The 12843-nt window shown below is 60.5% G+C and carries 10 protein-coding genes; 4 read left to right on the top strand and 6 right to left on the bottom strand.

All coding sequences use genetic code 11. From position 1 onward, the window contains the following. Positions 1 to 75: 75 nt before the first annotated feature. The 5 genes from KF757_03225 to KF757_03205 all read right to left on the bottom strand — a co-directional run bounded on the left by KF757_03225 (position 76) and on the right by KF757_03205 (position 6818). Positions 76 to 753, bottom strand: a complete 678-nt coding sequence (locus KF757_03225) for a hypothetical protein (protein MBX3321984.1) — start codon at positions 751 to 753, stop codon at positions 76 to 78. Positions 754 to 992: 239 nt separating this feature from the next. Then, positions 993 to 2372: a beta-glucosidase gene (locus KF757_03220; protein MBX3321983.1), complete on the bottom strand. Its 1380-nt coding sequence runs from the start codon at positions 2370 to 2372 to the stop codon at positions 993 to 995. A gap of 274 nt (positions 2373 to 2646) precedes the next feature. Beyond that, on the bottom strand, positions 2647 to 3681 hold the full coding sequence (locus tag KF757_03215; GenBank protein MBX3321982.1) for an alpha/beta fold hydrolase: 1035 nt from the start codon (positions 3679 to 3681) through the stop codon (positions 2647 to 2649). Between the two features lie 123 nt (positions 3682 to 3804). After that, on the bottom strand, positions 3805 to 4491 hold the full coding sequence (locus KF757_03210) for a PAS domain-containing protein (protein MBX3321981.1): 687 nt from the start codon (positions 4489 to 4491) through the stop codon (positions 3805 to 3807). Positions 4492 to 4721: 230 nt separating this feature from the next. Then, entirely contained in the window at positions 4722 to 6818 is a 2097-nt protein-coding gene (locus KF757_03205) for a cation-translocating P-type ATPase (protein ID MBX3321980.1), read from the bottom strand. Between the two features lie 181 nt (positions 6819 to 6999). Here KF757_03205 and KF757_03200 point away from each other — a divergent pair, with 181 nt between their 5' ends. From KF757_03200 to KF757_03190, 3 genes are all read left to right on the top strand, one after another. Next, a complete protein-coding gene (locus KF757_03200; GenBank protein ID MBX3321979.1) occupies positions 7000 to 8076 on the top strand; it encodes an NAD(P)-dependent glycerol-3-phosphate dehydrogenase in 1077 nt (358 codons plus the stop codon). Positions 8077 to 8160: 84 nt separating this feature from the next. Beyond that, the gene (locus KF757_03195) at positions 8161 to 10389 is read left to right on the top strand and encodes a DUF2339 domain-containing protein (protein ID MBX3321978.1); all 2229 of its coding nucleotides are present in this window, start codon (positions 8161 to 8163) and stop codon (positions 10387 to 10389) included. A 63-nt stretch (positions 10390 to 10452) separates the two neighbouring features. Continuing rightward, positions 10453 to 11061 carry a hypothetical protein gene (locus KF757_03190; GenBank protein ID MBX3321977.1) on the top strand — a complete coding sequence of 203 codons (609 nt, stop codon included), beginning with the start codon at positions 10453 to 10455 and terminating at the stop codon, positions 11059 to 11061. A 450-nt stretch (positions 11062 to 11511) separates the two neighbouring features. Here KF757_03190 and KF757_03185 read toward each other — a convergent pair whose 3' ends face one another. Further along, complete coding sequence (locus KF757_03185) at positions 11512 to 11970, bottom strand: hypothetical protein (GenBank protein MBX3321976.1); 459 nt, start codon at positions 11968 to 11970, stop codon at positions 11512 to 11514. A 174-nt stretch (positions 11971 to 12144) separates the two neighbouring features. On the opposite strand from KF757_03185, the gene KF757_03180 reads away from it, so the two are divergent. Next, on the top strand, positions 12145 to 12597 hold the full coding sequence (locus KF757_03180) for a flavin reductase family protein (GenBank protein MBX3321975.1): 453 nt from the start codon (positions 12145 to 12147) through the stop codon (positions 12595 to 12597). The last annotated feature ends 246 nt before the right edge of the window (positions 12598 to 12843 follow it).

The raw sequence follows: 12843 nt of genomic DNA, 5'->3' as shown, positions 1-12843 counted from the left end.
CAAAAAAGAAACGCCGAGTATGGTGGCTCGGCGCTTCGCCTGGACGTCGTGGATCAGGTTTGACAGAAGCAATTTTTATGGGCAGCCCTGCGAAAAAGCCGCAAGAAACGCCTGAACATCGAAGAAATCGAGCACACCGTCACCATTGAAGTCGGCCGGGTTGTTGCACCCGCTGCCGCCGCCTTCGACAAGTTGCACGTTGTCCCAGAACGTGGCCCCCGCAGCCACCCCGTCGAGTTGCAGGTGCAACAAGGCAACCAGAATCTGACTGGTATTGGGCGGAGCAATCCCGCTCACCTCAACCAGATTCCACTGATTGGTCGGCGTGGATGCCGGGTTGATGGCCACCACTTCGAGCGCCTCTAGGTTCGCTCCCTGAGCGTTACGAAACACCATCTGCAGCAGAACCAGATTGCCCGGCTGAACCGCGTCAAAGTCATTGTGCCACGCGTGAGCACTGAGGGTGTACGTCTGACCGGCACTGATGCCCGTGACGGTCTGGACCAACACCTGATCATTCTGCGAGCCTGTGAACTCCCCGAACATCTTGGCACTGGTCACGCCGTCCTGTGCCGGAATCTCAACTGACTGATCCGCAAAGACCCCGCCGCCATAGTTCTCCCACCCTTGAAAAAGCACGAACCCCGGACCCGGTGTCTCAAAGCTGCCATTGGACACCAGATTGGGCCCGCCCGCCAGCGCGCCGCTGCCCATCGCCGCGATCATGGCCGCACCGATCATCTTGCTACGCATATCGAGATCCCTCCTTCAACGCTCCATGAGGTGTGCCCGCAAGTTCCCCGTTTGGACCCTGCAGTAAGTAACAGTTACATCAATCTACATATTTGGGCCCGCCTGTCAAGCCCGATTGCGCGCGATATCATAATAATTATGGGTACTCAAGGCCAGTTCGGGCCATGGACGCCACTGGAAAACCATTCCGTAACTGTTCCAGTTTCGGGCGACCTGCCGCATTGGATGCACCATCGCTCTCAACGCAACGGCGACATCGATCGGGGCAGGCTGCGACCGTTGGACTCGATCACCGACCGATACCAGTGGTACGAATCCTTCGCGAGGCGCTCGCCCGTTCGATAATCGAGGTACACCAGACCAAAACGCAACGCATAGCCCTCAGCCCACTCAAAATTGTCCATGATCGACCACTGGAAGTACCCGCGGACGTCCACCCCATCGTCGATCGCTCGGCCAAGTTGATGCAGGTATCGCGTCAGGAAGTCGATCCGGCCAGAATCGTGCACCTTGCCATCGGCGTGCACCCAGTCCATCGAGGCGAGCCCGTTCTCCGTAATGACCACCGGAAGCTTGTACCGCTCCTGAAGGAAGCGAGGGCCCCAATACAGCGCATCTGGCTGAATGGGCCAGCGAAACATCGTAATCGGGGATCCGGGACTGCGCGTGACCTGCTCGGCTTGGCCATTCTTACCCGCACGAACCACATCGCTGTTGTAGATGTTGACGCCGAAAAAATCCATTGGTTGATGGATGGTCTTCATGTCCGCATCGCTTGCATCAGGCGCGTCAGCCCCAAAAAGTCGGAGCCCGTCTTCCGGGTAGCACCCGCGCAGCATCGGATCGCAGTACCAAGTGTAGTTGAAGGTCCAGCCCTTCACCGGCACGCGGAACGTCTCGGCCCGGGCTGCTTCAATATCGCTCGGCGAGTCCGTCGCCGGAGACTTGAGATTGCCCACCGGAGCACACCCGATCTGGCTGGGCACCTTCGCGCGGGCGCGGATGATCTGGGTCGATGTGCCATGCGCAAGCAATGCATGATGCGTAGCCCGCAGCACATCCTTACGCGACAACTTGAGCCCCGGAGCGTGGGTGCCTTCGGAGTGGCCAAGGCCCAGGAAAATCTGAGGCTCATTGAGAGTGAACCAGTGCGTCACGCGGTCCGAGAGTCGATCGACCACCGCTTGCGTGTACTCGCCGAACCAGGCCGCACTGTCGCGGTTGAGCCACCCCCCGCGGTGAAACAGACACGCCGGCATATCCCAGTGGAAGAGCGTGACCCACGGATCTACGCCACGAGCGAGCAAAGCATCGATCAACCGGTCGTAATACGACAAACCCTCCACATTGATCGTCCCCACACCCGAAGGCATCACCCGAGGCCAGGCGATCGAAAACCGATACCCGGTCGCGCCAAGACCCGCGATCAGATCGACATCGTCTTGAATCCGGTGATAACTGTCGCACGCCACATCGCCGGTGTGCCCTTCCAGAACCTTGCCCGGAGTCCGCGAGAACTCGTCCCAGACACTGGGCGATCTCCCGCCTTCCGCAGCCGCGCCCTCGACCTGATACGAGGCCGAAGCCACTCCCCATACAAATCCGTCAGGCATACCCATATCGATCGAACTCCTCTGATGCACCAAGCTCAGCAAGGGAGCGATCGTAGACCCCGCATCCCACCCAATCGGCACAGGCTCACAATAGGGCCTTCATGCGCACGATTGACGCTGATCGCAATGAACCAGCACCAGACAGGCCATGACATCCAGCGAACCACGGGCATTGCCGAGCGACTGCCGAGGCGCAAAGTGGGGGAGTCCGCATGGGCGTGAACATGCACGCCGCTTCGACTCGATGAGACTGTTCATTCCGCCACGAACTGGAGCAGGTTCACTCGCCCAGGAACCACGCCAGAACATTCGAGTGCACGCTCTTCCACCCATCCGCGTCGGCGGGCGAACGGAATCCATGGTCGCCGCCCTCGATTCGCAGGTAGGTCACATCGCGACCCCGAGACAGCAGTTCGGCGTAAAGCACTTCCGCAGCCGAAACGTGTGATGCCTGGTCGGCGGTGCCTTGAGCGATGAACACGCGGGCCTTCGACTTGTGCATCGCCTCGACCGGCGATGTCGCAAGAAAACTCGACCATCGGCGATGCGGATGCCCAAGCCAGAACTCATCATGCGCATCAGGGTCGCCAAGGACACGCCGCCACCCATCGAGCAGCCACTCCACGCGCTCCTCAGCGTCTGCATTCGGAGGCCCAAACCCGCTCGATCGCGCCAGTTCAATCAGATCAAACAACTGCGTCGGACCGCCGCCAGCAAGCGTCGCGACATGCGTGATGCTCGCGTTCTTCGCTGCAAGATGACACACAACCTGTCCGCCTTCGGAGTGGCCAACCGCCAGCACCCGCGAAGCGTCTACCCCCGGCAGTACACTCGCAGCGTTGATCGCGGCGTGAATCGCTTCTGTCCACCGATCGAGCGTGTGCTCTCGCCGAAACTCCTCGGTGCTTTCCATCGCCGATCCCGGCTGGCTTGGTTGCACAAGAAACTCGACGCCCGGCTTTTCCACCACCAGAATTCTTGCTCGCGAGCGTGCAAGACCCAGCATCATCGCCTCAGGCCCACCCGATCCGATCCGCTTGCCGCTGGGCGTTTCCACCTCGACAAACACCGATTGGCTACCCGACCCCTGCACACACACAATCAACGGAAGCAGCGAGTCAGGCCCCGGAGGCTTCGACAGATAAAACCTGATTGTGCGCCCGAACGCATCGGTAGTCGTAAAACCGTCATACGGAAACTGATCGATCGGCTCGCTCGCAACTGCGACATACATCGGCGGGATCGCACGCGTTGGAACCTCTCCCTCCTGAATCGTCCCAAACACAACGACAAGTAGCAGCGTAATGAGTGTCATCGACTCATCAGGATGCGCAGCATCCCCGCCTCCGTCGTTCGACTTCGCCCATAGGAATGGCTCAGCACGAAAGGATGCCGCGATCGGTCACCACGTTCGTTCAGTTCAATGTCCCAAGCCAGATCAGTTGCTGCTCGCCTGCCGAACTCGCGTACGGGATTCATCACCCGGCACCAGCCCAGCGCGGCCCGCAATGATGCTCAGGGCGACCCGGTCAGTCTGGCGCAGTTTCTTCCCGATCGACGCTCGATGGTTGTCGATCGTCTTGAACGACCGCCCCAGACGCTCAGCGATCTGCTTGAGCGTCAGTCCTTGTCCTACCAGCGCCAGCACCATGAGTTCACGCGCAGTCAGAACGTTCAGAGGCCCGAGCTCCACGTAACTCGATTCAGTCAGTGGGCAAGTCAGATCTGGCCGCTCGTCGCGCGATACCGGCCTCGAAATCACCACCACCGTGTTCACTGCGCCCGTCTCGTCAACGATCGGCCTGATCGTTGCGATCAGTTGTCGGCCACGCCAGATTTCGCGCACCACCACCGGGCTCCGCTCGGATCGTGCGCGGGCGATGAACCCCGACCGCTCCTCCGCCCACTCGCGTGGGAAGAGATCCGCCAAGACACGTTTTTCGAGGTGCGCAATTGTCGTGCCGAAGTAAAGAAGGCGAAACTCATCATTGGCGTACGCGAACACGCCGCTCGCGCTGATGACTGCAACACCGACTCCGGGGCAATCCACCAGTGCGTCCCACAAAAGGTCGCGCTCGAGCCCGAGGCCAGCGACCTGTTCATTGCCATTTTCCTGAATGTGCATGCTTGCTTCCAATGGTTCCGTGTTGTAGCGAGCCGAGCATTGTGGCTACACACCACCTTGCCCGATTCTCCCCCCCCCGGCTCACACCCTACAACGTTTTCGTTAAGGATGAACTGACCGACGCGGACAGATCCCCATTCCGCCCGATCGACGCAAGTGTACACACTTCAGGAACGCAATATCCCTAGGTGATACACACCCATTTGCAAAGTACACGTTGCCGATTGTGTTCAAGTCGCTGCAGCCGTCAGATTGCGCACGCTCGCGTCACGCACGATGCGGACTCGCTCAGCATTGGCCTTATTGAGCTGCTCAGCCTCAAGGAACTCCTCGCCAAATCGGAAAAGCCTGAAACTGTTACCGATCACAAACACGTCAGGCAGGAAGTGATACAACGCAGCAAAACCCACCCCCAGTTCGCCCGCACGCGCAAACTGCCCAGTCGCAGCCAGGATCAGCCCGATCAACGCCATCAAAATCGAAACCGCGATGTTCTGCGCGATGATCGACTTGGTACGGCGAGCAAGCTCAATCAGGAACGGCAGGCGATTGAGTTCGTCAGTCATCAACGCGATACCAGCACTGTTGGCCGCGATGTCCGACCCCGAAAGCCCCATCGCAACACCCACGTCCGCCTCGGCCAATGCCGGGCCGTCGTTGATCCCGTCGCCCACCATCATCACGCGGTAGCCCTGGCCGACCATCTGGCGAATGAGCTCGTGCTTCTCCTCAGGCAGGCACTCGGCCTCGATCGAATCGGCACCAACCGCGATGCCAACACGCTTGGCCACATCAAGCCGATCACCCGTAAAGATCGAAATCGTCCGCAGCCCCAGTTCGCGAAGCCTCTCAAGCACATTCCGTGCGTTCGGCCTCACCTTGTCCTCGAGCCCCACCGCGCCGAGATACTGCCCGTCTCGCATCACATGCACGCCCGACATTCCTTCAATGCGAGCCTGCACCTGCTCAATCGCAGCCTTGGCCGACGGATTGACCTCCATGATCCACGACGCACGCCCAGCATGCAAATCGCCCAGCGTCGTCCGTGCCCGCACACCACGTCCATGAAACTCCTCATACTCACTCGAACCATCAACCGTGATGCGTGCAGCCTGCGCTGTCGCAAGGATCGACTGCGCAAGCGGGTGGTTCGAGTGCTGCTCGCCATTGGCAGCCGCTTCGAGCAGTGCCGCTCCCTCCACGCCGGGCACCGGAGCAAGACGCGAAACGCCGAACTTGCCCGTGGTAATCGTGCCGGTCTTGTCGAGCACGATCGCATCGATCGAAGCCGCCGCCTCGATGTAATCCGGTCGTTTAACCATGATCCCCAGTCGCGCCGCCGACGCGAACGCCGCGACCATCGCGCTCGGGCTCGACAGCAAAAGTGCTGTCGGGCATGTGACGACTAGCACCGTCACAGCCGTAAGCCCTGCAATTTCCTTCGTCGCTGGGTTCGTTGCCGTAATGAAGTACACGAGCGCCGCCACCGACACCGCAATCGGGACAAAGAACCGTGCCACCTGCTCGATAAGCAACTGTCGCGGACTCTTCATCGACTCGGCTTCGCGGATCAGTGTCGAAACTTTGCCGATCGTCGTTTCCGCCCCGACCTGAAGCACTTCGACATCGATGCCGCCCGTCAGATTCGTCGTGCCCGCGTAAACATCGGCACCAGGCTGCACTTCGACCGGCATCGCCTCACCAGTGAGCGACGCCTGATTCACCGTCGAACGCCCGCTGCGCACCCGGCCGTCGACCGGCAGGTTCTCGCCAGGCCGCACCCGCACCATCTGGCCGACTTTGATCTCGGAGATCGAAACCATGCGCTCTTGCCCATCTTCGATCAGACGAGCAGTATCCGGAGTGAGGCGCACGAGCTGCTCGATGGCCCTCTGTGCACCAAACGCCGTGCGACGCAGCACTTGATCCGCAACCAGAAGAATGAACGCCAGGAAAGCTGCCGTCACGAACTCCTCGATCACAATTGACGCAATGATCGCAAGGGCTGCCAGCGACGACGAACTGAATCGTGCCCTCAGAATTTCCTTGAACGCGGCCCGGAAAAGCGTACTGCCCAGCAGCAGCGCGCCAACCAGCGCCGGCAGCTTCGCAACCGCCGGATCGGTGACATTGAACGCATTGGCCACCCAACTCACCAAAGCCAGCACACCGCCGACCAGATACACAATCAGATAACGATCGCTCTGTATCTCGTGGTGCGAACAGCACGCCACGCCTTCGTCGTGCTTGTGATCGTGCTTGTGATCGTGCTTGTGATCGTGCTTGTGATCGTGATCGTGTGTCTTTGATGCCGATGCCTGAGTCATCCGGAACTCCCGTGGTTCTGGTTGAAGTGTTCGCCTGCCCGCAGAATTGGGCCGCAGTGCCGCAGGAACGCCGATCGTAGGCGAGGAGGCTTGCCTTCTGTTCCTGAGCCGACGCATAGGCTTACGTCATCGCGGGGGTCAAGGTTTTGCATTCCTTCACCCGCAGGCCAGGAATCCCACTGTGACACGAGCCCAAAAATCCGGAAAACTCCCTGCTTTCTCGCGGACCTGCGTGCTCGGGCTGGGCCAGATGGGGCTGGTGAGCGCGGGACTGCTCGCCGGAACCGACCGAACAGACCCAGGACATGCTCCCGAGGTCGTGATGTGGGGCCACTCCGAAGATGAAGCCGGGCTCATTGTCCAAACCCGTTCGAGTCGACGCCTCCCTGGGTTTGTGCTGCCCGATGCCGTGCGCGTCGCCCTCACCGATGCCGACGCGCTCGAAGGGGTCGATCTGGTCGTCGTGGCAATTCCAGTCCAGTTCATCCGCAGCGTGTTCGAACGCCTGCGCTCGCACATACCGCGCGGAGCCGCGATGCTCAGCGTCGCCAAAGGAATCGAAAATAAAACCCTCCTCCGCCCCACGCAGATCATGGCCGACGTTCTCGCCGACGACATGGACGCAGCACCTCGACCACTGGGCGTCCTGAGTGGCCCGACCATCGCCACAGAACTGGCAAGGCGCCTCCCCGCCACTATGGTCGTCGCAAGCGATGCACCCGGCTTCAGCCAGCGCGTGCAGCAACTGTTCTCTGCCAGTTGGCTCCGCGTCTACACCAACGATGACATGCTCGGCGTCGAACTCGCAGGCGCCATGAAAAACGTCATCGCCATCGCTGCAGGCATCATCGATGGCCTCGGTGCCGGCTCCAACGCCAAGAGCGCACTCCTCGCGCGAGGCCTGGCCGAGATCACTCGCCTCGGTACCGCAATGGGAGCATCCAGCGCCACGTTCTTCGGCATCGCAGGCGTCGGCGACCTCGCAACCACCTGCTTCAGCCCCGAAGGACGAAATCGCTCGCTCGGCGAAGCACTCGGCCGCGGCGCAAGACTCGCCACATACCTCGCCGAATCCCCCTTCGTCGTCGAAGGCGTCGCAACAACCAAATCAGTCGTCGATCTCGCACAGCGCTTTCGCGTCGAAATGCCCATCGTCGAGGCAACGCACGCCGTGCTCTTCGAAGGCCTCGACCCGATCGACGCCATCGGCATGCTCATGAGCCGCGACCTCAAAAGCGAACAGGCGAGTGAGCGATGATCGCCGAGCCAGCGCGGACAATCTCCGATTCTGCTATTCTTTCGTGACAAGTTCCTTGCTGCCGACCCTTGGCATGGGAGTGCGATGGATCACGTCAACGCGCGAATACTCAAGCGTCTCGCAGATATTGAGAAGCGCCTAGCCCGACTCGAACAAGTCGGTGGTCTAGACGACTTGACCATCCACCAACCCGCCACCGATCAGGTTGACACGCCGCCGCTTCCGCCAGCCGAAATTCCGCTTCACACCGAACGGCCGGCGTATTCATCGCCTCGTACCAACGAGTCACTCGAGCTTCCTGCATACGCAGATCCACCACGCGCTGCTACCGCCAAAACCGACTCGACAAAGCCTCACGCAACAATGGAACAACTGATCGGTGGCCGTTGGTTCCTCGTACTTGGTGCGCTGATCGTTGTTGCTGGTGTTGGTTTCTTTCTCAAACTCGCTTATGACCAGGGCTGGATCGGAGCGATCCCGCCCGCCGTGCGATGTTTGTTCGCCGCCTGCTTCGGCGTTGCTCTCATCGGTACCGGGCTTCTCGTCGAGCGACGCTTCGGGCGTTTCGCATCAATAGGGATTATCGCAGCCGGGCAGGGAGTACTCTTTACCACCGCGTACGCAGCCTATGCCTTTTTCGCGCTCGTTGGCTCGGGCACGACCTTCATTCTGTTGGTTTCGGTGGTCGTGCTTGGGATTGGGCTGGCGCTGCGTTCCGGTTCGCTGACTCTGGCTATTCTCTCAATGGCCTGTGGATATATCACGCCGATCCTCCTCTCCAAATCCAGCAGTCCTGACTGGGCACTTCCTCCATATCTCCTCAGCCTGCTGCTCGTCGGTTCAGTTCTGGCTGTTCGCGACCGTCGATATCACGCACTTGCTCCAATAGTCTGGTGGGCAACTGGCATTTTCGGCTTCCTTTGGATAGCGGCAGTTGGCGCGCCAGCAGTTGGTGCCGCTTTCGTTGTTCTCACGTGGGGGATCGTTCACGCAACACGCCTCGCGCTGCCTCGCCGCAACGAACGGAATATGAGGCTCCGCGCCGGAGTCGTCAGCTTTTCAACCACGCTCTGGACCGTCGGCTCCCTCTGGGTTCTCGCTGATAACTTCGGGCTTACATCCATGTGGCTCGTACCGGCCGGTGCCGCAATGGCGACTTTGCTCGGCGGGCTTGCGCTCGCAGGAATGCTCGACGCCTTCACCCAAAAACCCGAGACAACCGCCGAGTCTGTCGGCGCTTCGCTCCTTTGCCAGGCAGGCGCATTGCTTCCTGTAGCCATCCTCGTCGGGATTGACACCGCATGGTCACAGATTGCCATCTGGGTCCTGCTCGGGCTTGGTGCAAGCGCGGCAGGACACTGGATGCGAGCAGTTTCACTCGCGTTTTATGGCGGTGCGCTGCTTGTCATCGGGGCTGCGCGAGTCCTGATCGAAGTCGGTAGTCCTCTTCACATCGGTACGCCGACTGTCCTCGGCATCGTCCCTTCGTGGTGGATGGGTCTGATGCTGATCTCTGCAGCCGCCTGGTTCGTCGCCGCCGAACTCACGCGCCATCCCGTTGAGCAGGACGCACACGAAACCAATCTCGCGCTGAAGGTCCTTCGCATCTTCCAGATCGTCATAGCCTGCGGCCTGATCGCACTGAGCGTCGTGCACCCCGATGTGACAGCACGCGGCGTCCTCCTCGCTTACATCGTGTTCAGCGTCGTCGGCCTGGGATTGTTAGCAACACGCAATCGCGAATGGCTCTGTGTTGCATCAGTTGTTTTTGCCTTCCTGGCTTCGCTCGTATGGATCGCCACCTTCCCCAACAGCGATTGGTATCTTTCGCGTACTCCTACGCCGCTCTTTACCCACCCAGGTCTCCTCTGGTGCCTTCCACTCGTCGGGCTCTGGGCCGCATTCGCTCTTGTCGTCGCTCGACGCACCGAAGACCAGATCCGCACCGCTCGCTACGTCGGGTGGGGCACTGCACTGCTTCTTCTGCTCCTTGCCACAACGCTGGATGTTGCTCGTGTCGCAGGCTCAATGACCAACGATCACACGCTCCGCGCCGGATCTGTGTCTTTCTGGTGGGCCATTTGCGCCATCGTCATGTTGCTGACCGGATTTATTCGACGAATCCCTTGGCTTCGCTATGTTGGAATCGGGCTCCTGCTCCTGACCGTCGCAAAGGCACTGACCTACGACATCTCACAGGTCAGTCCCGTTGTTCGGGTCGCCTGTTTCATCGCGCTTGGTTTGGTCTTGCTTGGTGTTGCTGCGCAATACCTGCGGTCAAGCCGCTCCGGCCAAATTGGCGGGCGCACATGACCTCCCGCACCTTGTGACAATCCCGTGGCGCAACCGAGGCGGCATGCGGTGTATTCTGTGCCCATGAATCACACTCTTCACATCGTCACTGCCATTGTCCTCGCCCTCACGCTCACTGCCTGCTCTTCGCATCGCTCCGCGAGCCCGCGCATCACCACCGGCCAGGCCGTCGAAGGAGAATCACGCATCTACCTCGCCGGCGATATGTACTTCGGCCCGCAACTCGACGCCGAAGCTTTCGAACGCATGGCCGACCGCGGCGTGCGCACCGTCATCAACCTCCGCAGCACCAGCGAAATGATCGAACTCGCACGCGACACCATCGACGAAGAAGGCGGAACGCCCGGCTTCGACGAGGCTGCCGCCCTCAGCGCACTCGGCATCAACTACATCCACATCCCCCTCGGCGGCGACGATGGTTACGAGCCCGCCGATGTCGATGCCTTCGCCCACGCCATCGAATCTGCCCATGGCCCTGTTCTCGTCCACTGCCTCTCGGGCGCACGCGCTCGCGTCATGTGGCAGGCCTACCTCGTTCGCGAGCGAGGATACACACTCGATCAAGCCGTCGAAATCACCCGCACCCTCGGCGATCAGCCGTATTCCATCGAGCGACTCCTCGGCAAGCGCATTCACCAGAAGCCGACAAGAGCGCTTCAACAGTCAAACTGATTCGTCGAAGCAAGCCCTCGCTCAGCACCAAAGCACAAAACAAAAGCCCGCCGGGTGGGACCAGCGGGCTTTATCGTTGGATCGGGCTGCGGGAGGTGTGCAGCCTCAGATCCGGGGCTGAGGCAAAGGCGTTCGATCGGGGATCAGCCGAGCGAACGCTGGGGCCTGTGTGGGTCTCGAATCTCAGGTCGCGCGTCCTTGCGCTTGTCTGCCCCATCATGGAGCCCTGCGAAGTCGATCCCACGGCTGGCTTGTTCGCGGCATGGGATTCATTCCCATCTGCACGGCGTTCATCCATGAACTCCGCACAGGCCGCACTGACGCCCAAATCCTGGCGTCAGGAACACATCTATCTGTCAAACGCCCGACCCGGCCCTGTCGAGCCGCTGCGGACGTAGACCCGGTTGGCATCATGCCTGCCCGGGATCTCTCCTCGACCGTCAAACCCGCTCACTGTCCGTGCGAGCGAGACTCCTGCCTGGCGACCTGCGATCGCATTTCCTGAAACCGCGATTGCTGCGTTGCGAGCCACAGCTCGCGCGAACGCACCTCGAGCCGATTCCCCGCGCCGATCACCATGACCTCGCGCGGAAGTTTGATCAATTCCAAATGCCACGTCGGAAGCCTGACCCGGAAGTTGGCGTCCACATCCAGCTGCTCGGTATTGCCGAAGAACGTCGATTCCAGATTCGCCGCGTCCTGTGCCGGCGTCAGCGTCTCTTCCCGCTTGAGCGCCGCGCTCTCGAACCACTTTTCCGTATACAGCCGAAGCACGCCGTCTTCCGGCCAAGGCACGCAATACCACGTCGCCCCGTCCGTATCCGGGTTCCAACGGGCGCGAAACTTCGACGGAATCGCCAACCGAAACTTGGCGTCGATCGTCGCCTCCGTCTGACCCGTGAACAGCACCTTGGAACGCCTCCCGCTTCATGGTATGGGCATCCTACCCACTTTCGCCCACAATGCAACCCACAACACCCCCTTTTCGACATTTTTTCTTCAAAACTTGAATCCTCAGCCCCCATAACATCCAAACAAAACGCAATCACAATGACGCCCGTATTCAGTCGATACACTTGGGCAATGTCCATGGCAGACACGATCGATCGCGCACTCGGCTTCCTCGGGGTCGGAACCTGCATCATGACCTCGGCTTATGACGGTCAACGGGCAGGCATGCGCGTTCTCTCTGCCCAGCCTTGCTCTCTCGAACCCCGCCTCATCGCCGTCGCAGCCCGCAAAGGCCACCCGATCGAGCCCCTGATCCGCGATAGCCACTACTTCGCGATTTGCGTCGTCGACACATCCCAGAAACTCGTCCTGCGCAAGTTCAACGCCGACCCAGTCGATTTCGAAGAGATGGATTCCTTTGAGGATCCGTTCGACGCTTTCGCGGTCGATCAACTCGTCACCGGCTCACCGATCCTCACCAAGTGCATCGCAGCCCTCGATTGCGAAGTCGTGCGCCACTTCGACCTCGAAGCCGACCACGAAATCTTCGTAGGCCTCGTGCTCGCTGCCCGCGCCGGAGTCTGAAGCCCTCGCAAGCCTCTTCCCGCCAAGATCATCCGAGGGGCGGTCGATATTCCGCCAGTTCGTTGGGCAGTTTGCCCATCGTGGTGTACCTTCACCTCGAAGAATGGCTCGTTCGGCATTCGGGAGGTGGATATGCGATTTGGGATAGAGCGAAACAGAGGCTTCTTCGGGCGTGTCGCGGGTGCGGTGGCTGGCGCGGTCACGGCATCGGTCACGGTTATCGGCGCGCTGGCGTTGCTGGCCGCT

This window comes from Phycisphaeraceae bacterium, assembly GCA_019636795.1.
GTDB lineage: Bacteria > Planctomycetota > Phycisphaerae > Phycisphaerales > UBA1924 > JAHBWW01.
Note: the sequence above shows the minus strand (reverse complement) of the source record. Positions and strands in the feature narration are given on the sequence as shown.